Below are 21,501 nucleotides of genomic sequence, written 5' to 3'. Positions count from 1 at the left end.
TTTCACTGCCCGCGCTACATTAGCGCCCCGCAGCCTATCCCCGTGGAGTGGCCAACCCCCACTTCCCAGGCGAACTGAATCTGCTCACTCGTGCCGCTCACCAGCACCGGGCAGATGCTGCCCCGGCACTGCACCTGCTTATAGCGGAAGAGCTTGGACTTAGCGGTGGCGATAAAAGCAGGGTCGAAGCGCACGGTGGCCCCGGCCTCGTCGCGGCCGGCCTGGCGCAGCTTGTGGCGCAGCGTGGCGGTGAGCAGCTCGTCGGCCAGCTCGTGGCCGGGGAGGAGGTGGTCAGCGGGCTTATCCCGGTCGACTTCGTGCTTGACGAAAACGGGGCTGGCCACGCGGAAGGGCTGCTCGCCGGCGGCAAACGCGGGGGCGTTCTGCATGCGCACGTCGCGCACGCGCAGGCCCAGGCCGATTTCGGGCTCGCGCACCACGCCACCTACGAGCTGGTGAATAAGCTCCGTATCCGGGGCCGAGATAAACCAGCTGGCTCCTTCCCGGAAGTAGAGGCCCCCGCGCCCGGCTCGCGCCCCGCGCAGCCAGGCCAGCGAGTAGAGCGAAAGGCCATCGTGGCGGCGGGCATCGTGCCCGGCCCAGCGGTTGAAGGCGCCGACCAGGGTCGGCAGGTAGTCGAAAGGCACCCGCTCGGGGGCTTCCAGGTAGAGCTGTAAACGCATGGGGGCCGGGTAGAGAGCTTGCTGGAACGCAGGACTGATTCCGGCGTTAAGTAATCAAATAATCTTGAATATCGGTACTATTATTTTCAGTGAAGCCTAAATAATTTAGTAAGCGGCTGGCTGCGAATTTATTAATTATTGAGCAGTAGGAAAGCCCTGCTTTAAATTGTAAGCCGGGGCTTCGGAAAAGTCCGGGTACAAGCTCATCAGCACCTTTTCCGGTGTCATCGGGGCCGAAAAGGGGAGGGCGGTACGGGGCTGAAAGGCGCGCACCGCATCGCGCAGGGCGAAGTAGGTGCCAATGCCGTACATGAGCGGCGGCTCGCCCACGGCCTTGGAGCGCAGGATGGCCCTGGGGTGGCCGGGCGTGTCGAGAAAGTGCACGTCGAGCACGGCCGGCGCGGCGTAGATGTCCGGAATTTTGTAGCTGTTGAGCGAGTTGCTGAGCAGGCGGCCCTCGTCGTTGTACGCCAGCTCTTCCATGGTCATCCAGCCGATGCCCTGCACGACACCGCCTTCAATCTGGCCGCGGTCGATGATCGGGTTGAAGCTCTGGCCGAAGTCGTGGGCAATGCGCAGGGCATCCACGGTGTAGGTGCCGCGCAGGCAGTCGACGGTGACGGTGGTAAAGGCCGTGCCGTAAACGTGGTAGGCGAAGGGGTACCCCTGGTTGGTGTTCGGGTCGAAATGCAGGTCGGGCGTGGCGTAGTGGGCGTTTTCGGTGAGGGCCACCCGCTTCCAGAAGGCTGAGGACACCAGCTTCTCCCAATCGGTGGCGGCGGGCACCCCGGCTGCCAGCACCTGCTCGTCGCGGATTTCCAGGCCCTCGTAGTGTAGGGTGTACTCGGTGCTGGCGTGGCGTAGTAGGCGCTCGCGCAGGGCCGCGCAAGCCAGCTCGGTGGCTTTGCCGTTAAGGTCGGCTGTGGCGCTGGCGGCGCTCGGGGAGGTGTTGGCCACCCGGGTGGTGTTGGTGCTTTCCACCTTCACCCGGCCCAGGGAAATGCCCAGGGTGCGGGCCGCCACCTGGGCGATTTTGGTGTTCACGCCCTGGCCCATCTCCACCGCGCCCGTGCTGATGCCCACCGAGCCGTCGGAGTAGATGTGCACCAACGCCCGGGCCTGGTTCATGGGCGTTTTGGTGAAGCTGATGCCGAAGCAGATGGGCATGGCGGCGAAGCCTTTTTTGAGCAGCTTGTTTGTTTGGTTGAACTGCGCCACTTCGGCCCGCCGCCCGGCCAGGTCGTACCGCTGGGCCGCCGTGTCCCAGGCCTGCTCGGCGTGGCACAGCTCGGCCGGCTGGCGGTAGGGAAACCGGTCGTTCTCGCGCAGCAGGTTTCGGCGCTGAATCTCGCAGGCAGCCACGCCCAGCTCCTCGGCGGCTTTGGCAATGGCCGACTCTATTACGAACATGCCCTGCGGCCCGCCAAAGCCCCGGAAGGCCGTGTTAGGCGGCAGGTTGGTGCGGCAGCTGTAAGCCGTGGCCGTCACGTTCGGCACGAAGTAGGCGTTGGTAGCGTGGAAGAGCGTGCGCTCGAGCACGGCTGGCGAAAGGTCGGCGGCCGCGCCCGCGTTCTGGTAGAACGTGACTTCATACGCCACGAGTCGAAGGCTTTCATCCAGCCCAATCCGGAAGTCCGACGAGTAGGGGTGGCGCTTGCCGGTCATGCGCAGGTCGGCCATGCGGTCGAGCACCAGCTTCACCGGCTGCCGGGTGATGAAGGCGCCCAGCGCCGCCAGGGCGCCCCAGGGCGTAGCCTGGTCTTCCTTGCCGCCGAAGCCCCCGCCGAGGCGCGTCACGTCCACCTCCACCTGGTGCATGCCCAGGCCGAGCACGTGGGCCGTGTGGCGCTGCACGGCCGTGGGGCCCTGGGTGGAAGAGATGATGCGCACGCCGCCCATCTCGGTGGGGAAGGCGTAGGCGCCCTGAGTTTCAATGTACAGATGCTCCTGCCCACCCGACTCGGCCACGCCCTCGAACACGTGGGCGCAGGTCGCCCAGGCCGCCGCCGAATCCCCGATCTGGAAGGTGCGCGGCGGCACAATCAGCTCGCCCTGCGCGGCGGCCACCCGCGGGTCGGTGATGATGGGCAATGGTTCGATCTCAGCCCGGATGAGCTTGAGGGCGGCGTGGGCCTGCTGCTCGGTGCGGGCCAGCAGCAGCGCCACCGGCTGGCCCCGGAAATGCACGTGGCCCTGGGCCAGCAAGGGCTCATCGGGCACGATGCCCCCGATTTGGTTGTGCCCCGGAATGTCGTCGGCCGTGAGGATGCGCACGACCCCGGGCGCGGCCAGGGCGGCGCTCAAATCCAGGTGCCGCAGCTTGCCGTGGGCCAGCGGGCTCTCGAACACGGCCGCGTACAGGGTGCCCCGCTGGGTCGGCACGTCGTCGAGGTACTGCGATTCGCCGCGCACGTGGCGCTGGGGGTCGAGGTGGTTCATAGGTTGGGTCTTTATTAGGCGTCGGGCTCGCGTGAACCTCACCCCCTGACCCCCGGTTCGCTTTATGCGCGAAGCCGCAGGAGAGGGAGCACCGGAAATGCTCCTGCCGCAATCGTTGGGGCGAAGAGGCTTTCGTGACGCGACGTGATTGCATCAAATTAATTCATCCACTGCCAACGTGGGCGCAAACCGCAGGAAGTGCGCCCACAGTAGTTGGCGCAGCAGTAGCCGCTTGTAGTCGGCCGTGCCGCGCACGTCCGAGATCGGGCTGATTTCGGCCTGCATCACCTCATTAGCTGCTATCACCGTCGCCGGGGTTAATTCGCGGCTCACCAGGAACTCGCTGGTACGGGCCAGGTACAGCGGCACCGGGCCCACGCCCCCGGCGGAAATCCGGGCGGCCTGAATTTGGCCTCCGGCCACGCGCAGCCAGGCGGCGGAATTCACGCTGGCAATGTCGAGGTGCGTGCGCTTGGAGACCTTTTCAAAGTTGAAAAAGTCATCGGGTAGGGGAGTGGGGAAGCTGATTTCGGTTACCTGCTCCTCGGGCGTCTTCGCCAGTTTTTTGTAGCCCAGGTACAAGTCCGGTAACGCTAACTCCCGGATGGTGCCGGCAGGGTCAGCCAAGGTGATGGAGGCCCCCAGCGCCAGAAACAGGATGGTCAGGTCCCCGATGGGCGAGCCGTTGATAAAGTTGCCGGCCACGGTCCCCATATTGCGAATCGGCGTGCTCGACACCAGTTTTAGGTACTGCGGCAACTGGGGCAGCAGCGCGCGCATCAGCTCCGATTCGAGCAGGTGGCTGGCCGTGGTGGCCGCCCCCAGTACCACCCGCCCAGCGCTGGCCTGGCGGATGCCGCGCCAGCCGCTCTGGTCGAACACCAGGCGCACGGGCTGCTCGCGCAGCTCGGCGAGCCGCTGCACCAGCAAGTCGGTGCCGCCGCCGAGCAGCGCGGGCGCGAAGGCCTGATTGGACGAGTAAGGAGAGGTACCATTCTGGCGTTGGGAGTGGCCGCCGGGAGCGGTAGAAACCGGGGCCGCCCCGTGGGCGAGAGCCCCGAACTCCGCTACCGCGGGCGCGCCCCCCGTTGCCGGAGCGGTGGGCTCAGCCCGTAGCGCCGCCAGCCGGGCGGCCATTGCCCCGAAATATTCCGGAACATACCGCTGCTCGCTAAGCCAGGCCAAGGCGTTCTGAGTGGGCCGGCTGGCGAGTTGGGCGGCCAGGGTAGCGGCGGCCCGTTCCAAAGATTTGTAGCCGGTGCAACGGCAGATGTTGCCATCGATGGCGGCAATAGTGCTTTGCCGGGTAGCGGGCCGCTCACTCAGGCTGTGCCCGGTGAGCGACATCACGAATCCCACCGTGCAAAAACCGCACTGCGAGCCGCCCTCGTCCACTATGGCGCGCTGCACGGGCGTAAGCTGGCCCTGGGCCGCATTGATTCCCTCAACCGTTACTACGTGCTTACCGTGGGCGTTGCCTAGTGGTGTGAGACAGCTGGTCATGCTCTGGTAGCTCACCGTTTGGCCATCGGCTGCCAGTTCGCCCACCAGCACGGTGCAGGCCCCGCAGTCGCCCTCGCGGCAGCCGATTTTAGTGCCGGTGAGGTGCTCGTGGTAGCGCACGAAATCGAGCAGGGCGCTGGCCGCCGGCTCCGAGGTGCGAATCAGCTGGTCGTTGAGGTAGAAGGCTATCATGGGGGTATATCTTTCCTCAATATAGGGCCTTCCGCTAAATACCAGCCCGCCCTGCTGCACCTAAGGCACTATTCCAAAATCAACTTACAACGGTTCCACAATTGCGATAGCGCCTTTTTATCATCTGGCTCTCCGCTCTTGCAGTTGTGCGGGTAATCGTGGATGGCGGGAACCAGCTTTTGCCCACCAGGCTTCCCCTCTCCCCGGAGAGGGGGCCGGGGGGTGAGGCCCCCTAATAAAGGGTCCGCTCCTCCCGCTGCTCCCACGCCCGGAAGCCGGCCAGGGCTTCGTCGCGCAGCAACTGCGTCATGGGCAGCTGGCGGGCGTCGAGCGGACGGTCCAGCTCTTCGTAAATAAACTGGTCGTCGAAGCCGATGGCGGCGGCATCGGCCTTGGTGTTGCCGTAAAACACCCGCGCCGGCCGGGCCCAGTAAATGGCGCCCAAACACATGGGGCAGGGCTCGCAGCTGGTGTACAGGTCGCAGCCCTCGAGCTGGAAGCTGCCGAGGGCGGCGCAGGCCTTGCGGATGGCGTCGACCTCTGCATGGCAAGTGGGGTCGAGCGTGCTGGTAACCTGGTTGAAGCCGCGTGCGATGATGTGCCCGTCTTTCACCACCACGGCCCCAAACGGCCCGCCGTGCCCAGCCTGCATTTTCTCAACGGACAAGCGGATGGCTTCGCGCATGAATTCGGGGTTGGGAGCTTCCATGGCAATGGATAAATTAGGTGAAGGAGCGGATAAATGCAGCCCCGGTTTTAAAAACGGGTAGCAAAGAACGTCACGAAGGCTTGCTTTAGCCGGTTATCTACCCCTTTTTAGGAATTAAAAATTAAAAATGAAGAATTAAAAATCGGCTGGTCAATTTTTAATTCTTCATTTTTAATTTTTAATTCCTTTGCGAAAACTGCTCTAATTGTTCACTTCGTCGGAATCCGCAGCTGGAAGCCCAGCGAAGGCACCAGGGTGATGCCTTTGATGGAGGTGCTGGCCCCGTTCAGCAGGGCATATTCGCCGTAGTTCTGGTAGAAGATGGAGACGGCCGGAATCACGTAGAAATACCGGTAGCCCAGCTTGAGGTTGAGGAAGCCGCCAAACGACGAAAAGTCGCGGCTTTGGTCGGACAGGGCCGATACTTTCTGGGTCGGGCTGACGTACACGTTATCCGGCGCGAAGCTATATTTCAGCCAGCTGTGGGCGTATACTACGCCGTAGCTGATGGCGCCAATTTCTTCCTCCGGGCCGAAAGATTGGCTGAAGATGAGCGGTACTAGCAGGTCGTTGCGGGAAGCCCGAAAATTCAGTACTGAGTTAATGTCCGACAGAAACGGCAGGCTGGGCAGCTTGGCCCGTTGAGTGGCAAACTGCAGGCCGATGCTAGCGTAGGTGGTGCCGCTCACGGCCCCGGCACCGGGGCTCTCGGGCGAGCCGGTGGGGCCCAGCAACTGGTACTGCGCATCGATTACGTGCGAGCCGAAAGCATATTTGTAGCCCGCATCGAGGCGCGGCGCGAGGCCATAGCGAATACTCAGGTCGGCGGTGGGCTGGATGGGGTCGAGGATGTAAGCCAGGGCGGCGGCCTGCAGGCTGTTCACCGCGCCGTTGTAGCGAACGGTATCCTTACTGGCCGCCTTGCTGGCGGCCTCTTTCAGGGCGCTGCCCGCCTTGTTTAAGGGAGCCGTGGCGAAGTTGAAGCCCTGGTTGTAGCCTAGCCGAAACTCCCCTTGCGGGGTAACCTTGCCGGTAGCCACAATGGCGCGGGGAGCAGTACAGGAAGTGGCCAGCAGCGCAGTAGCGGCGAAAATGCTGGCCAGGCGCCGGGAAGAGCGTAGGGAGAAAGGAATCTTCATAAAAAACAAAGGTTAGCCGTAAGGACCGGAAAACGAAAATCGGGCCGAAACCGCCGGCGCCGGCAAGCAGTGAGCGGACGGCCTGCCCGTCGCAACGGCAAGCAGGCCGGGCTTCGCACTCCTGCTCAAACGACGGGGCCGACGGCTATACCAAGGGCCTGATGCCCATGGCTGGGCTTCACACTCCGGCTTAAACCTATTCCGTTGAGGTGGTCCGACGTCACGGCCAACCGATTACTACTCTTCGCCCTGCGGCTCAAACGGCTCACCCTGGCGAAATTTCAGTTACTTGCCAGCCGGTTTAACAGCTAGCTCACCAAAAATGGTGGGCTCCCGGCTCAATTAGCGGTAATCAGCAACTAATGAACATTCTCTACGGCGTACCCGGCGAGGGCCTGGGCCACGCCACGCGCAGCAAAGTGGTGATAGGCCATCTACTAGCCCACGGGCACCAGGTGCAGGTGGTGAGCAGCAGCCGCGCCTATCAGGTGCTGACGGCTGCCTTTCCCGGCCGGGTGCACGAAATCCGGGGCTTCCACTTAGCCTACCGGGGCCTGGCCGTGAGCAAGGCCCGCACCACCGCGCTCACCCTGCGCACCGCGCCGGAAGACCTGCGAATCAACTTCGCTAAATACCGCGAGCTATTCGCTGATTTTCGGCCGGACTTAATTATTTCCGACTTCGAGTCGTTCAGCTACCTGTTTGCTAAAGTGCGGCGCCTGCCAGTTATCAGCATTGATAATATGCAGATTATCAGCCGGGCCAAATTAAACGTGGCGGTGCCCCAAGCCGAACGCGGTAATTATGAGGTAGCCAAGGGTATCGTGCGGGCCAAGCTGCCGCGGAGCCGGCACTATTTCGTTACCACTTTTTTCGACCTGCCCCTCAGCCGGCCCCGCACTACGCTGGTGCCGCCCATTATTCGGCCCGAAATTCTGGCGGCGACGCCTACCCCGGGCCGGCACATCCTGGTCTACCAATCGGCCACCACCCAGCAGAACCTCGTGCCGCTGTTGCAACAGTTGCCCGATCAGGAATTCCGCGTGTATGGCTTCAACAAAGAGGAAGCGCATGGCAACGTGCAGCTGCGCGCTTTCTCCGAAGCCGGTTTCATTGCCGACTTGGCTAGCTGCCGGGCCGTGGTTACCAACGGCGGTTTCTCGTTGATTTCGGAAGCAGTGTTCCTGCGAAAACCCATTTGCGCCGTGCCCATCCCGGCGCAGTTCGAACAGTGGCTAAATGCTGCTCAAGTGGAGAAAATGGGCTACGGGCGACACTTCGCGGCCATTACCACCGACAACCTGCGGGCCTTTCTGGACGGATTAGCCGGCTTCGAGGCCGGGCTGGCGGGCTATCAGCAGCAGGGCAACGAGGTGCTGTTTGCCAAGCTCGATGCGGCCCTGAAGGAATTGACAAGTAATGAACCGACTTCCTCTCGGCTGGAAGCGGGAACAGTTTAGCGGCACCAAGCACTAGGCTCCAACAGCCAAGGGTCGACTGGAAGCGGGAACAATTTAGCGGCTCGAACCCCCGCACCAGGCTTGGAAAGAGATGTTTTGCCGCCTTATGCCTCATCGATGACTCGCTTCCTCCATTACGGGCTATTGCTGTTGCTGCCCGCCTGCGCGCGCACCCCCCGCCCCAGCTCTGATTTGGTTAATAAGTACCATGATGCCGTCATCCGGCAAATCGGAACGGCGCAGGACGAGCGCAATCCGACGGCGCTGCTGCCTTTTCTTACCAATGCCAACCCCGCGTATCGCCGCGAAGCAGCCTTGGCTTTGGCCTCGGTACAGGCGCCCGCCGCCGGGCCCGGCCTGATTCGGCTGTTGCGGGACGGTGACCCGGGCGTGCGCCGGGCCGCGGCCTACGCGCTCGGCCAGATTGGCGACAGTACGGCCGTGGATAGCCTCCGGGAGCGGGTTTTGAAGGAACCCAACGGGATGGTTTGCCGCTACGTGCACGAGGCTTTGGGCCGTACTGTCACCCGTCGCAGCCTGCCCGAGCTGTGGCGGGCAGAAACCCCGAGCGACACGGCCCGCATCGGGGCCCTGGCCTGGGGCCTGAGCCGGGCTGCTCTGCGTGGCCTCAGCTCCCCCGAAAGCATTCGCCGCACGGTGCTGGTGCTGGATTCGCCCAAACTGCCGGTTCACGCTCGTCTAGCGGCCGTCGCGGGCCTGGCGCGGACCCGCGGCTACGATGCCGACCTGGCCCGGTTGGCGACAGCCACGCTGCTGCGGGTAGCCCAGAAAGACCAGTCGGCCCCCGTACGAGCTGCCGCGGCCACGGCCCTCGGCAAAATTGCCGCCGCCCCGACCCCTGCCAACTCCGCCGCCGTCGCGCTGGCCGCCCAGAGCCCCGCTGGTCTGGCCGCCGTGCTGGCTCGGCTGGCTACTCAGGACCCCGATTACCGGGTGCGTCTGAGTGCGCTGCGGGCCCTGCCTTTCGGTGCTGAAACGTACTCCGCTAGCCGCTTAGCCGTATTGAGTGCCCTAAGTCACGACCAGGCGCCGGTGGCTCTCACCGCGGCTGAGTGGCTGCTGGCCCACGCCAAGGGCGAATCCGGGGCCGCGCTGGGAACCCTGGCGGATGGCAACCAACGGGCCTCGCCCCGAGTGCGGGCTACTTTGCTGCAGGCTGTCGTGCGCCACGCCAATGCGGCCACCCGCCCCAGCCTCACCGAAACCATTCGGCAGCGTTACGCTGGGGCCCCGACGGTATATGAAAAAGGCTTTTTGCTGCAAGCCTTGGGCGAAGACCCGGCATCATTCGATTTTGTGCGGACCGAAGCTTTCGCGCCGGGCCAGTCGCCCGTGGTAGCTGGCTACGCGCTGGCCGCGTTATTGGCCATCCGGCGCCACGCCGATTTTCCCGCCGTCCGCCACACCGATTTCGCGGCGGCCATGCGCCAGGCCTTGGCCACTGGCGACGTGGCGCAGCTCGGCACAGCAGCCGAGGCCCTCGCCGATGCCAGGCTCTACCCCGAAACCCAGCCTGCCGACCTAGCGGCCCTGCGCCAGGCGCAGAGTAAGCTGCAGTTGCCCCGCGAAATCGAAGCCTGGCAGAGCTTGCAGCAAGCCCTCGATAAATTGGAGAAAGCGCCCCAGCCCACGCCCTTGCCCATTGCTACGGCCCGGCAGCACCCCATCGATTGGGCTGTCGTGCAACGCGTTCCGCTCCACCAGCAAGTGCGGATGCGGACCTCCCGAGGCACCATCCTGCTGGAGCTCAAGCCGAACGAAGCGCCCGGCAGCGTGGCCAGCTTCGTGGCGCTCACGGAGCAGAAATTCTATGATAACCTCTATTTCCACCGCGTGGTGCCCAATTTTGTGGCCCAGGGTGGCGACCCGCGGGGCGACGGCAACGGCAGTGCTCCCTACAACCTGCGCTCCGAGTTCGGCGACCTCCGCTACCAGGAAGGCAGCGTGGGCCTGGCCTCGGCCGGTAAGGACACCGAGAGCTGTCAATTCTTCATCACCCACACGGCTACCCCGCATTTGGACGGACGCTATACCATTTTCGCCCAAGTAGTAGGTGGCCTCGACGTGGTCCACAAACTCGACATCGGCGACCAGATTCTGAGCGTGGACCTCGTGCAGAAAGCTATTAAATGAGTGCCGTTCAAAGTAGCCGGCAGGAGATGCCTAATGGCTCGTGACCAGCGGCCCTAGCTCAATTAAAGTAGGGAAGAGGGCGCGAACACGTACTTAGCGCCTATCCGGAAAATAAGCAGCACGTCCTGCTCATCTGGCGTCCGCGAAGTCGAAGCAGTTCGGAAAATCTTTTACAGCAGTTTATGAGTGTAACCAGCGCCGGGGCACCTCACCCCCGGCCGGGCTAGGTTACTTCCCCTCGCGTCCGTGCACCTGCGACGGTGGCGAGGTTGCCTCCACGGCCGAGAAGCTCTCCAGAATCTTATAAGTATGCTCCGCCCCCTGGGGTACTACCCACGAGTTGCCGGGCTCCAGAATAACGACCTGACCAGCCAGATGCAGTTCGGCCCGCCCACTGAGCACGAATCCCACGGTTTCGTAGGGTCGGGTGGCGGGCGCTTTGGGTTCGCCGGGCTGCTCGTTTTCCCACATGCGCATGGCCACGTGCTTGCCCGAGGCCAAGTATTTTTCGCCATCAGCTCCCTTGGGCGAGTGGTGCGAATCGACTTTGATGATGGTGGTATCCGACATGGTATGTTGGTTGGGGAAGAAGGAAAGGGTATCTTTTGCGTCGGTTTTGCTTAACGAAGCCAACGCTTGGGCTAAACGACGGAACCCCGCCAACCGTTGCCCGACTTGATTAGAACCTTCGCCCCGCTGGCCGGTTAAGCCCCCGGTTTTGTACCTTCCTTTTTTCTGTTATTGTGCTACCTGACTCTTTTGCTGCCGAGCTGGCCCTGGTCCACGCCTCCGTGCCCGATGCCTTGCCGGGCGCGGCCTTCTGCGCTTTGGCTGATGGGCTGCTGGCTCTCCTGTTTCCGCAGCGGGCCGAGCGGCCTCTGTCCACGGCTGACGCCGTAGCGGCCGACCTCTATCACTTTCGGGCCGAGCTGGTCGAGCTGCTGGCGCTGGTGCCGGCCTTACCGGCGTCGGCCACCGCGCTCGCCGATGAGTTTACGGCCCAGTTGCCCGCCCTGCGGGCGGCTCTGTTGCGCGACGCCAGTGCCATTCTGGCCAGCGACCCCGCCGCCCAGGGCCTGGGCGAAATCGTGAGTTCCTATCCCGGGTTCTACGCCACGGCCCTGTACCGGATTGCGCACGCCCTGCACCAGCGGGGGCTGCCGCGCCTGCCGCGTCTGCTAAGCGAATATGCCCATCAGCGCACTGGAATCGACATTCATCCGGGCGCCCAAATTGGCTCCTCCTTTTGCATCGACCACGGCACCGGCCTGGTCATTGGCGAAACCGCCATCATCGGCGCCGATGTGCAAATTTATCAGGGCGTCACGCTGGGCGCGCTCAGTGTGACCAAAGGCTTACAGGGTACCAAGCGCCACCCGACCATTGAAGACCACGTTGTGATTTACGCGGGCGCTACCATCCTGGGGGGCAGCACGGTGGTCGGGGCCCACAGCATCATCGGCGGCAACGTATGGCTGACCGAAAGCGTACCGTCGCACTCCCGGGTTTACCACCGCGCCCACATTCAAATCTCCCGCAGTGTAGACCCGGCCGCCGAGTTGGTTTTTTCTATTTGATTTGTTCAGCAAATAAAGGAGCGGCTGATTGAGTTAATCGCCTGGGCTCAGCCGCCTTGCGCTGCTCGCTCCCAGCCTTCCGGCCAGCTTACGCATTCATTTCGCCTCATTACTTCTCATTCCTTATTGTAAAGATGAAAGCCAACAGCATCCTTGATACCATTGGCAACACGCCCCTGGTGCGCCTCAATCGACTCTTCGCTGCCACCCGCCCCGATGTGGAGGTGTGGGTAAAGCTGGAGCGTGCCAACCCCGGCGGGTCCATCAAAGACCGGATCGCGCTCAGCATGATTGAGCAGGCCGAACAGGATGGCACCATCACCAAAGATAGCCTCATCGTGGAGCCCACCTCCGGCAACACCGGCGTCGGGCTGGCCTTGGTGGCTGCCGTCAAAGGGTATCGGCTGGTCCTCGTCATGCCCGAGAGCATGAGCATCGAGCGCCGCCGCCTCATGGCGGCCTACGGAGCCCAGCTCGAGCTCACCCCCCGCGAGAAGGGCATGAAAGGAGCCATCGAAAAAGCGGGAGAAATCGTGGCCAACACGCCCGGCGCCTGGATGCCCATGCAGTTTTCCAACCCCGCCAACCCGCGCATTCACGCCGAAACCACGGCCCAGGAAATTCTGCGCGATGCCCCGGAGGGTTTCGATTACCACATTACGGGCGTGGGCACCGGCGGCCACATCACGGCCGTTACGGAAGTGCTCAAGCCGCTTTTCCCCCGCATGAAGACCTTCGCGGTCGAGCCCGAGGCTTCGCCGGTCATCAGCGGTGGCGCCCCGGGGCCGCACCCCATCCAGGGTATTGGCGCCGGCTTCATCCCCGAAAACCTGCATACCAACATCCTCGACGGCACCATCCAGGTATCGCAGCAGGAGGCCTATGAGATGACCCGCCGCGCGGCCCGCGAGGAAGGCCTGTTCGTGGGCGTCTCGTCGGGCGCCTCGCTGGCCGCCGTTGCCAAAAAGCTACCCGAAGTGCCCCAGGGGGGGCGCATCCTGACCTTCTGCTACGATACCGGCGAGCGCTATCTGTCGGTAGAGGGCCTGTTTGTATAACCCGGCCCCTAGCCCCAAATAAAAAGCCCGGCCAATTGCTTGGTCGGGCTTTTCGTTTGTGTTCATAACTCTGGTGGAGAATATCGGAGTCGAACCGATGACCTCTTGCATGCCATGCAAGCGCTCTAGCCAGCTGAGCTAATCCCCCAGTTTAGGATGTTACCGCCGTGCCAATTGCGCTTTGGTTTGACAAAAGTACGGCTTAATGGTGGTTTGGCAAGCCCAAGACGTAGTTTTTTCTTGCTGAATGGCGCAAGGGTCAAGCAATCAGTTACAAAAAAGAGGGCAGGAATTGCTTCCTGCCCTCTTGATGAACTACCCTAAGCCAAAAAGCTTAGTTGAAGAGGTAGCGGATGCCTATCTGTCCCTGCCAGCGAGAACCAATAGCACCCGTATCATTGCGGAAAGTATCGGTGAGTTTTGTGCCGGGAGTAACGGTGTTATCGGCATTTCTTACTGGGTTAACCAAGTAACGGTATTCGAACACAGGCTGTCCCTGCGCATTATAACCGTTAAATGTTAGAGGATTGACACGATTTGGCGTCTGGATCGTACCCCAGTTGCTGTTGATTAGGTTGCCGATGTTGAAGATATCAAGGCTTAACTGCAGCGTGTTACGGTTTTCGCCAAGATTGGTAAAGACATCCTGCAACAGGCGCAGATCAAGACGATTCTGCCAGGGGCGCACGGCCCCGTTACGCTCAGCATACTCACCGCGGTGCTTGCTGAGGTAGCTGTCCTGGCTGATGTAGTTGTCTAGATCGTTCCACTGTTCTGCTGCCGAATAAACGCCCCCACCTTGCGCTGCAGTGAGCGTAATGGGCTGCAGGTTGATTTCGCTCTGGTTGCGGGGGATGTACATCAGGTCGTTCGAAGTCTGACCATCGCCGTTCATGTCGCCTGAATACACGTAGGAGAAGCGGCTAGTGTTGTTCACTACAGCCGGAGCTGCTTCGAAGAATAGCGAAAGCGTAGTGCCCAAGTGGTTCAAGTACTCGCGGCGGTAAGAGGCCGAAGCGATAACGCGATGCTGTTGCAGGAAGTTAGAGTAGCTCAGTACATTGGCATTCGGGTCGCCCGAAACTGCCCGGTCACGCCAGATGGATTGGGCAATCGAGCCGCCATCGTTTACCGAGCGCGCATCCGAGTAGGTGTACGCTACGCTGGCGTATATACCACTAGCAAAAGTTTTTTGCAATTGCGCAGTTACTGCGTAGGAATAACCTTTGTTAGTGTTCCTCATCAGGATAGCGTCGCTGATGTTGGGGCGGGCGGCGGTGTTTCCACCCTGCGCAGCCGGAATTTGACCATAAATCTGGTTAACCCGGGTCGTGGCCGCAAGGCCGTTGGTTATCACTACCGGGCTGTTTACGGTATAGAAAATAGCGCGATTATCGGGACCAGCGGCCCGGTTGTAGGGGGTAGCTTCGCTGCCCGGCAGGTTCACGTTCTGGTGGTAAACAGCATTGATGTCCCTCGTGAAGAAGGCTTCCAGCGTAGCAATAATACCGCCGGGTAGTTCTTGGTCAACCGCTACGTTCGTGCGCCATACCTGCGGGAATTTGAAGTCGCTGGCGGTAACGGCTATGTTGTAGGCGGTGTTGGGGCCTGCATTCTCCGGACGGTAGGCATCCACGTTAGGATTGAAATACGCCGGAGTATTGGTGGCTGGATTGTTCGCGCTGAATCCAGTTAGAGTATAGGAGCCAAATTGCACACCGTTGTTGCTGGCCTGGTTCGACAACCAGACGAAAGGAACCCGGCCAGTGAAGATGCCGGTACCGCCGCGGAGCTGAGTTTTACGGTCGTCGTTCACGTCCCAGTTGAAGCCAACCCGGGGCGAGAACAGCACGCTTTTCTTGGGCGTGTTACCCGTGTTGATTTGCACGTTCTCCCGGAAACCAGTGAGCGCCGCGACGTTGGTATTTTGCTGCAGGTCCGAAGTCAGGTACGGGAGGTCAGCCCGAATACCATAGGTTACCCTCAAGTTGCTGAAGGGCGACCATTCATCCTGCACATACAGGCCCAACTGGGCGGCGGAGATTTCGGCGAAGGGGAAGCCGCCGGGTAAGGCCGAGTAAGAAAGATTATACCGTTGGGGCCCGGGGCGAACGCCGGTCAAAGTTGATACCGAAGGTGTAAAATTGTTGCTTGCGCTAGGGCGGGTATAGTTGAAGCCAGCCGAGGCGTAAAAGTCTTCGAGCGAGTTGAAGGAGTAGTTGCCGTAGTAGTTCGGCGAGAAGCCGTTCTTGAACTTATAGTACTCGTTGTAAGTACCCACCGTTACGTTATGCTTACCGAGGTAGGCCGTAAAGTTGTCGCCTATCTGATAGACATCTGAGTTAAGAATGTTGAAAGCCGAGAAGGGCTCGAAGCCAAACGAAGTCAGCGAGTTCGATGCTGTAATGCCGGTAGTCCCGAGTGGGGTCCGTCCTACCGAGGTGCCAATATCGACCAATGGGAAAACGCCCCCGCTGCTTTCGCGGAAATCGCGGAATGCCGAATAGCCTGCCGTCAGGTTGTTCGAGTACTTCCCATTATTAAGAGTGCTGTTGAGCTCGGCAATAATCGAGTTCAAGTTATTGTTAATGCGGTAGTAAGAGGAAAAGAAAGGCAGACCGAACTGAGACTGCGAGCGCTGGTTGTTGATGGCGCCGGAAGTACTCGGGGCAATGTCAGCGTACGACTTCAGGTAGTTGTACTTGATATTGAAGCGGTGGTTGTTGTTGATGTTCCAGTCAATCTTAACCGTGGCCTTGTCGCTGTTAGACTTCAGATTGTAATTTTCATACGGGCCGGGATTATAGCCGTACTGCTGTTGCAGGAAGTTGCTGAGGAAATCGAGTTCCGTACCCGAAGCACTTGATACAGTGCCACCAGCAGGGGGAGTGACCCCCTCGTTGCGGTTGGCGGTGAAGTTGTTGGTAGGCGGGTCGTTGCGGCGCTCCGATTCGCCGTTGATGAAGAAGAACAGTTTGTCTTTGATGATTGGGCCGCCTACGCGAAAGCCAATATTGTTCAGGTTGAATTTTGGGTAGTCCGACTTTACGTCGGCTACTTTACTGCCCACTAGTTTCTGATTGCGGTAGAAGTCGTAGATAGAGGCCGATACTTTGTTAGAGCCCGAGCGAGTTACCACGTTAATACCCGCACCCGTAAAGGAGCCTTGGCGCACGTCGAATGGGGCGATGCTCACCTGAATCTGGTCGATGGCGTCCAGCGAAATAGGCTGAGCATTAGCCTGGCCACCTACCGTCGACTGTAAGCCGAACGCGTTGTTGAAGATGGCCCCGTCAACGGTAATGTTGTTGAAGCCCGAGTTACGGCCGCCGAAGCTTTGGCCGTTGGCCTGCGGCGTGAGACGGGTGAAATCATTCAGTGAGCGGTTCAGCGTGGGCAGTCGCTCAATGGTTTCCCGCTGAACGGTAGTAGCCGCACCCGTGCGGCCAGCGTTCATTACAGGGTCTTGACGGCCACTTACCACTACTTCTCCCAGCTCCGTAGCAGCGTCGCTCAGCTTCTGATCGAAGCGTAGGTTTTGGCCCAGGGTCAGATTCAACCCCTCACGCACTAAATCCTTGTAGCCCACGAAAGTCACCCGTACCGTGTAAGGGCCACCCACGCGCATGTTCTGGATATTGAAGCGCCCATCCGCGTTGGTTGGAGCTACATATTGGGTATTGGTAGGGGTGTGGATGGCAATAACCGTGGCACCAGGGAGCCCTTCCCCTTTGCTATCAGTGATAACCCCGCTCATGGCTGCTGTGGTGGCACCCTGGCTCCAGCCTAAGCGGGCCGTAAAGAGCATTAGCGCCAACAGAAACAAGTGGCGTAAACGTAAATGATTCATAAAGAAGGGATTGGTGGAAACAATGAGCTTGTCAAAAGGCGGCACAAAGGTAAGCCGCCGTATAGAGGGCGACATTACGAGAACTTTATTATTTATTGGAATCCGCACACCGGTCTTTTCACGCCGCAAAGGTACTAGGCTAAGTTCACAGTTGAGGTCGCACCGCCCGAATAAAACGGCTCAGGTAGTAATCAGACTCCAAGCTGTTTTCTACTACCCCCAGCGAGGTTGAAGCGTGGATAAAGTCCACGCCTTCGTCGTCCACCACGGTTACTAGCCCCACGTGGGTGATGGTCTGGCTACCGGGGGAGGCGCCGAAAAAAATCAAATCCCCCGGCTGTAGCTCGGTCACCTTTATGGGAATGCCCCACACGGCTTGCTCGTTAGACGAGCGCGGGATGCTGACGCCGGCCTCGCTGAATGACAGCTGCAGGAGGCCCGAGCAGTCCAGGCCCAGGCGCGTGGTACCACCGAAGAGGTAGGGCGTGCCCTGGTACGAGCGCGCGGCCTCGATTACCGAGGCCAGGGTGCCTGTGGCACTGCCCGTGCGCTGGGGGCGCCGGGTTACGGTTACTGCCTTGGTTTTTTCGCCGCTGGGCAGGGTGCTGACGGTTTTGATTTTGCTCCGGGGGCTAACCGCGACGGAGCGGCCGCCCTTTTTCAGGCGTACCATCTCCCGGGCTGAGCGGTACTGGCCGTCGCGATAATTGAGCTTGCGGTGGCAGCCGGCGAGCAGGAGCAAAGCCAACAGCAGCACCGGTAGTATCTTCGTTGTCACCGTCCGCATTGGCCGCAAATATAGTTTGTGCGGCTTAGTTCCTTTATCCGCATGATGAATTTTAACGCGTTAACTCCCGAATTAATTGTCGCATTTGAGGCCATCGTGGGCCCGACGCAGGTGCTCACCGCCCAGCGCGCTGAAGCGGACGCGTACGCCGACTACGGCCGCGACCATACCGAAGACCTCCATTTTGCACCCGATGTGGTGTTGCGCCCGGCCAATGCTGAGGAAATCAGCCAAATCATGCGCCTGTGCCACGAGCATCGCATCCCCGTTACGCCACGGGGCGCCGGCACGGGCCTCAGCGGCGGGGCCCTGCCCATTCACAATGGCGTGGTGCTGAGCACCGAGCGGCTCAATAAAATCATTCAGATTGACGAGCGTAACCTACAGGCCACCGTGGAGCCGGGCGTGGTAAACGAGGCCTTTCAGAACGCGGTGAAGGAAGTGGGCCTGTTCTACCCGCCCGACCCCGCCAGCAAGGGCAGCTGTTTCCTGGGCGGCAACCTGGCCCACAGCAGCGGCGGCCCCAAAGCCGTGAAATACGGCACCACCCGCGACTACGTCCTGAACCTGCAAGTGGTGCTGCCCACCGGCGACATTATCTGGACGGCCGCCAACACCCTTAAGAACTCCACCGGCTACAACCTCACCCAGCTCATGGTCGGGTCGGAGGGGACGCTGGGCATTATTACGCAGGTAGTGTTCCGGCTTTTGCCCTTTCCGCAGCAGAACATCCTGATGCTGGTGCCTTTTCGGCGGGAAGAGCAGGCGGCCGAAGCGGTTTCGGCCGTATTCCGGGCCGGCATTATTCCCTCGGGGATGGAGTTCATGGAGCGCGAGGCCATTGCCTGGTCTTCCAACTACCTGAATATCCCGCTCACCCTGCCCGCCGACATCCAGGCCCACCTCCTGATTGAGCTCGACGGCCAGGACCTCGACCAGCTCTACAAGGAAGCCGAGCAGGTGTACGGTGTGCTCGAGCACTACGACGTGGGCGAAATCCTCCTGGCCGACAATGCCACTCAAAAGGAGGAGCTGTGGAAAATCCGCCGCAACATCGGCAATTCGGTGCGCTACAATTCCGTGTATAAGGAGGAAGACACTGTGGTGCCTCGCGCCGAGCTGCCGGCTTTGCTGAAAGGAGTGAAGGAAATCGGGGCCCGTTACGGCTTCAAGAGCGTGTGTTACGGCCACGCCGGCGACGGTAACCTGCACGTCAACATCATTCGCGGCGACCTCGACGACGAGATGTGGAACGTGGGCCTGCGGCAGCCCATCACCGAGATATTTGAGTTGTGCGTGCGGCTCGGCGGTACCATCTCCGGCGAGCACGGCATCGGCCTGGTGCAGAAAGGCTACATCGGTATCGCCCTGCCGGATACCAACCTAGACCTGATGCGCGGCATCAAAAAGGTGTTTGACCCGCACGGAATCTTGAATCCAGGAAAAATATTTTAAGTGCTGGTCCGGAAGTACCCGGTATCGACAAGGCAGCTGCCAGATGAGCAGACTGTCTTGTATGGGCAATGACGGTGTGGGCAGCTTTACCCCATTACCGTCGGGAGCATCTGAGGTGCTACCCGCTTGTGGGTAGCTTGCTCATACGCGTAGCCCAACGCCAGCAACTGGCCTTCGTGGTAGGCGGGCCCGACGAACGACAGGCCCACCGGCAAGCCCCGTACCTGCCCCATGGGCACGGTCAGGTGCGGGTAGCCGGCCATAGCGGCCGGCGACGAGAAATCAATTCCCGTGGAGTAGTCGCCGTTCACCCAGTCGATGCACCAGGCCGGGCCCGTGGTAACCCCCACAATGGCGCTGAGCCGGTTTTCGCGGAGCAGGTCATCCAGAATCTTGCGCGACTCGCTTACGGTTTTCTGCACGGCAGCGCGGTATTTGGCACTGCCCAGGCCGTCGGATTTTTCGGCGGCAATCAGGATTTCCTGCTGAAAAATGGGCATGGCCTCGGCCGCGTGGGTGTTATTGTAGGCAATGACGTCGGCCAAGTTGCGCACGCTGGCCCCCGCACCCGCCAGGTACTGGTTTACGCCGGCTTTGAATTCGTACAGCAGCAGGTCGAATTCGGCCTCGCCCAGCGGATGGATTTTCTCGATTAGCTCCACTTCCACGATGGTAGCGCCTTGGGCTTTCAACACCGTAACGGCTTCTTTCAGAAGCGCCGCCACGGCCGGTGGGCCATTTAGGTGCGCTTTTTCTACGCCGAGGCGCTGCCCGGCCAAGGCATCAGCCCGCAGCAGGCTGGGGTAATCGGCAGGAGTCGGAGTGGGGTAGGGCAGCTGGGCCGGGTCGGCGGGGTCGGCGCCGGCCAGGGCCTGGAGCAGAATGGCCGCGTCGCGCACGGTGCGAGCCATGGGGCCGGCGGTATCCTGGGTGCTGGAAATGGGGATGATGCCGCGGCGGCTCAGCAGCCCCACCGTGGGCTTGAGGCCCACCAAGCCGTTGGCCGACGCCGGCGACACCACCGAGCCATCGGTCTCGGTGCCGATGGCCAGGGCGCACAGGTTGGCGGCGACGGCCACGCCCGAGCCGGAGCTGGAGCCGCTGGGGGAGCGGTCGAGCACGTAGGGGTTACGGGTTTGATGGCCGCGGCTGCTCCAGCCACTCACCGAGCGCGAGGAGCGGAAGTTAGCCCACTCGCTCAGGTTGGTTTTGCCCAGCAGTACGGCCCCGGCGGCCCGCAGCTTCCGCACGATAAAGGCATCCTGCCGGGCCTTATGCCCGGCCAGCGCCAGCGCCCCGGCGGTAGTCATCATCTGGTCGCCACTGTCAATGTTGTCCTTAATCAGCACCGGGATGCCGTGCAGGGGACCCCGCAGCTTACCCGTTTTACGCTCCCGGTCTAGTCCATCGGCAATGGTCAGGGCATCGGGGTTGGTTTCGATAACGGCGCGTAGCCGGGGCCCCTGCTCGTTCAGGGCTTGGATGCGGGCCAGGTATTTCTCGCACAGACTACGAGCCGTTTCGGTGCCCTCGACCATACGGGCCTGCAAGTCGGCCACGGTGGCCTCGTGCAAGGCAAACGGCTCGGCAGCAGAGGTGCCCGCGGGGGCAGCGGCGTCGGCTGTGCCGTCGGCGGCTGGTTTATCCGTCGACTGGCAGGAAACGACGGCGGGCAGGAGCGTGGCAGTGAGGGCTGCCCGAGTGCCGCGATTCAGGAAGAGACGACGGTTCATACAAATCAAAGCTAAAAACAAAGCCAGTCCTGACCAGAACCGGCTTTATAATTGACGATTACGCGCTTGGGCTAATGGACGTCGGAGTATAAATCCCGCTCCTGGTCGCCCTTTAGCTTATCTTCCCCGCCGTAAGGAGCTCCGGCGGTGATGTCGCCCCGTAAGCCGCCGGCGGTGCTCTGGCCGGGCCCGTGGTTGGGCTGCTGGGCCAGGGTGGTATTGTCCGTGGAGCTGTTGGGCCGGCCCGCGGGGGCGTTGGTCAGGTCGTTGGTTGGCACCGTGTTGGTGGGATTACCCGGGCGGCCACTGCTCGTGATTTCGGCGACCCGGGCTACGTAGCGCTGTTTGGCTTCTTCCTCGGGCAAACCCTTAAACTGGTTCCACGAGTCCCACTGGCCCTGCGAGAGACCGGTGGGTCCGTCGGCCAGGTCGGCGGCGTTGGGGTTTACCTCGTCGGTTTTCATGTTCACGTCGCCGACCGTGGCTTGCTTGTACAAGCCGTAGAGCTCGTTCATGTGAGCCCCGGCGGCCTCGCCCGACAGGTTGTTTACTTGTTCAACGGCGGCTTGGAATTGCTGGTTGATGTCCATGTGACCGGAAATAGAGAAAGATGAGAAAAAAGTAGCTGGGCCGCAACGGCCTGAAACCGAATAAGAAAGAATGGCGCCAGTTGCCGGCCGCTCGGAAAGCAAATTCGTAAAGGCAGCCAAAGCACCGGATTTTGAGGGTACTGGCCCTGCTGACAATACCGCTGGGCTAACG

15 protein-coding genes and 1 tRNA gene are annotated in these 21,501 nt (G+C 61.2%); 5 read left to right on the top strand and 11 right to left on the bottom strand.

Features of this window, described 5'->3' with window-relative positions:
• Positions 1-14 precede the first annotated feature (14 nt).
• The 5 genes from cas6 to IC235_RS00935 form a co-directional block, all read right to left on the bottom strand.
• The gene (cas6, locus tag IC235_RS00955; protein WP_191003280.1) at positions 15-683 is read right to left on the bottom strand and encodes a CRISPR-associated endoribonuclease Cas6; all 669 of its coding nucleotides are present in this window, start codon (positions 681-683) and stop codon (positions 15-17) included.
• Between the two features lie 135 nt (positions 684-818).
• Positions 819-3,122 (bottom strand): xanthine dehydrogenase molybdopterin binding subunit, encoded by a 2,304-nt coding sequence (locus IC235_RS00950; RefSeq protein ID WP_191003279.1) that lies wholly within the window; start codon positions 3,120-3,122, stop codon positions 819-821.
• Positions 3,123-3,275: 153 nt separating this feature from the next.
• Positions 3,276-4,817, bottom strand: a complete 1,542-nt coding sequence (locus IC235_RS00945; protein WP_191003278.1) for an FAD binding domain-containing protein — start codon at positions 4,815-4,817, stop codon at positions 3,276-3,278.
• A gap of 232 nt (positions 4,818-5,049) precedes the next feature.
• The gene (locus IC235_RS00940; RefSeq protein WP_191003277.1) at positions 5,050-5,526 is read right to left on the bottom strand and encodes a nucleoside deaminase; all 477 of its coding nucleotides are present in this window, start codon (positions 5,524-5,526) and stop codon (positions 5,050-5,052) included.
• A 209-nt stretch (positions 5,527-5,735) separates the two neighbouring features.
• Positions 5,736-6,665, bottom strand: a complete 930-nt coding sequence (locus IC235_RS00935) for a hypothetical protein (RefSeq protein WP_191003276.1) — start codon at positions 6,663-6,665, stop codon at positions 5,736-5,738.
• Between the two features lie 362 nt (positions 6,666-7,027).
• Between IC235_RS00935 and IC235_RS00930 the strand changes: the two genes are divergently transcribed.
• On the top strand, positions 7,028-8,125 hold the full coding sequence (locus tag IC235_RS00930) for an MJ1255/VC2487 family glycosyltransferase (RefSeq protein ID WP_191003275.1): 1,098 nt from the start codon (positions 7,028-7,030) through the stop codon (positions 8,123-8,125).
• A 117-nt stretch (positions 8,126-8,242) separates the two neighbouring features.
• Positions 8,243-10,279 (top strand): peptidylprolyl isomerase, encoded by a 2,037-nt coding sequence (locus IC235_RS00925; protein ID WP_191003274.1) that lies wholly within the window; start codon positions 8,243-8,245, stop codon positions 10,277-10,279.
• A gap of 228 nt (positions 10,280-10,507) precedes the next feature.
• On the opposite strand, the gene IC235_RS00920 is transcribed toward IC235_RS00925, so the two are convergent.
• Entirely contained in the window at positions 10,508-10,849 is a 342-nt protein-coding gene (locus IC235_RS00920; RefSeq protein ID WP_191003273.1) for a cupin domain-containing protein, read from the bottom strand.
• A 173-nt stretch (positions 10,850-11,022) separates the two neighbouring features.
• Between IC235_RS00920 and IC235_RS00915 the strand changes: the two genes are divergently transcribed.
• Both IC235_RS00915 and cysK read left to right on the top strand, forming a co-directional pair.
• Positions 11,023-11,856, top strand: coding sequence for a serine O-acetyltransferase (locus IC235_RS00915; RefSeq protein WP_191003272.1), 834 nt, complete (start codon positions 11,023-11,025; stop codon positions 11,854-11,856).
• 134 nt (positions 11,857-11,990) lie between these two features.
• Positions 11,991-12,914, top strand: coding sequence for a cysteine synthase A (gene cysK, locus IC235_RS00910; protein WP_191003271.1), 924 nt, complete (start codon positions 11,991-11,993; stop codon positions 12,912-12,914).
• A 71-nt stretch (positions 12,915-12,985) separates the two neighbouring features.
• Here the strand turns inward: cysK and IC235_RS00905 are convergent.
• The 3 genes from IC235_RS00905 to IC235_RS00895 all read right to left on the bottom strand — a co-directional run bounded on the left by IC235_RS00905 (position 12,986) and on the right by IC235_RS00895 (position 17,551).
• Positions 12,986-13,062, bottom strand: a tRNA-Ala gene (locus tag IC235_RS00905).
• Positions 13,063-13,248: 186 nt separating this feature from the next.
• A complete protein-coding gene (locus tag IC235_RS00900; protein WP_191003270.1) occupies positions 13,249-16,764 on the bottom strand; it encodes a TonB-dependent receptor in 3,516 nt (1,171 codons plus the stop codon).
• A gap of 145 nt (positions 16,765-16,909) precedes the next feature.
• Positions 16,910-17,551, bottom strand: a complete 642-nt coding sequence (locus tag IC235_RS00895; RefSeq protein WP_223847002.1) for a C40 family peptidase — start codon at positions 17,549-17,551, stop codon at positions 16,910-16,912.
• A gap of 42 nt (positions 17,552-17,593) precedes the next feature.
• On the opposite strand from IC235_RS00895, the gene IC235_RS00890 reads away from it, so the two are divergent.
• On the top strand, positions 17,594-19,006 hold the full coding sequence (locus IC235_RS00890) for an FAD-binding oxidoreductase (RefSeq protein WP_223847001.1): 1,413 nt from the start codon (positions 17,594-17,596) through the stop codon (positions 19,004-19,006).
• Between the two features lie 86 nt (positions 19,007-19,092).
• Here IC235_RS00890 and IC235_RS00885 read toward each other — a convergent pair whose 3' ends face one another.
• Positions 19,093-20,739 (bottom strand): amidase, encoded by a 1,647-nt coding sequence (locus IC235_RS00885; RefSeq protein WP_191003269.1) that lies wholly within the window; start codon positions 20,737-20,739, stop codon positions 19,093-19,095.
• A 71-nt stretch (positions 20,740-20,810) separates the two neighbouring features.
• Positions 20,811-21,329, bottom strand: coding sequence for an acyl-CoA-binding protein (locus tag IC235_RS00880; protein ID WP_191003268.1), 519 nt, complete (start codon positions 21,327-21,329; stop codon positions 20,811-20,813).
• Positions 21,330-21,501: the final 172 nt, after the last annotated feature.

Origin of the sequence: Hymenobacter montanus, from assembly GCF_014699115.1 — a bacterium.
GTDB classification, from domain to species: Bacteria; Bacteroidota; Bacteroidia; order Cytophagales; family Hymenobacteraceae; genus Hymenobacter; species Hymenobacter montanus.
The sequence above is the reverse complement of the archived record's forward strand: the minus strand, read 5'-3'. Positions and strand labels throughout refer to the sequence as shown.

Excerpts from the sequence above, each read along its gene's own strand:
- cas6 (WP_191003280.1), bottom strand. The coding sequence starts at position 683 with ATGCGTTTACAGCTCTACCTGGAAGCCCCCGAGCGGGTGCCTTTCGAC.
- IC235_RS00950 (WP_191003279.1), bottom strand. The coding sequence starts at position 3,122 with ATGAACCACCTCGACCCCCAGCGCCACGTGCGCGGCGAATCGCAGTAC.
- IC235_RS00945 (WP_191003278.1), bottom strand. The coding sequence starts at position 4,817 with ATGATAGCCTTCTACCTCAACGACCAGCTGATTCGCACCTCGGAGCCG.
- IC235_RS00940 (WP_191003277.1), bottom strand. The coding sequence starts at position 5,526 with ATGGAAGCTCCCAACCCCGAATTCATGCGCGAAGCCATCCGCTTGTCC.
- IC235_RS00935 (WP_191003276.1), bottom strand. The coding sequence starts at position 6,665 with ATGAAGATTCCTTTCTCCCTACGCTCTTCCCGGCGCCTGGCCAGCATT.
- IC235_RS00930 (WP_191003275.1), top strand. The coding sequence starts at position 7,028 with ATGAACATTCTCTACGGCGTACCCGGCGAGGGCCTGGGCCACGCCACG.
- IC235_RS00925 (WP_191003274.1), top strand. The coding sequence starts at position 8,243 with ATGACTCGCTTCCTCCATTACGGGCTATTGCTGTTGCTGCCCGCCTGC.
- IC235_RS00920 (WP_191003273.1), bottom strand. The coding sequence starts at position 10,849 with ATGTCGGATACCACCATCATCAAAGTCGATTCGCACCACTCGCCCAAG.
- cysK (WP_191003271.1), top strand. The coding sequence starts at position 11,991 with ATGAAAGCCAACAGCATCCTTGATACCATTGGCAACACGCCCCTGGTG.
- IC235_RS00900 (WP_191003270.1), bottom strand. The coding sequence starts at position 16,764 with ATGAATCATTTACGTTTACGCCACTTGTTTCTGTTGGCGCTAATGCTC.
- IC235_RS00895 (WP_223847002.1), bottom strand. The coding sequence starts at position 17,551 with ATGCGGACGGTGACAACGAAGATACTACCGGTGCTGCTGTTGGCTTTG.
- IC235_RS00890 (WP_223847001.1), top strand. The coding sequence starts at position 17,594 with ATGATGAATTTTAACGCGTTAACTCCCGAATTAATTGTCGCATTTGAG.
- IC235_RS00885 (WP_191003269.1), bottom strand. The coding sequence starts at position 20,739 with ATGAACCGTCGTCTCTTCCTGAATCGCGGCACTCGGGCAGCCCTCACT.
- IC235_RS00880 (WP_191003268.1), bottom strand. The coding sequence starts at position 21,329 with ATGGACATCAACCAGCAATTCCAAGCCGCCGTTGAACAAGTAAACAAC.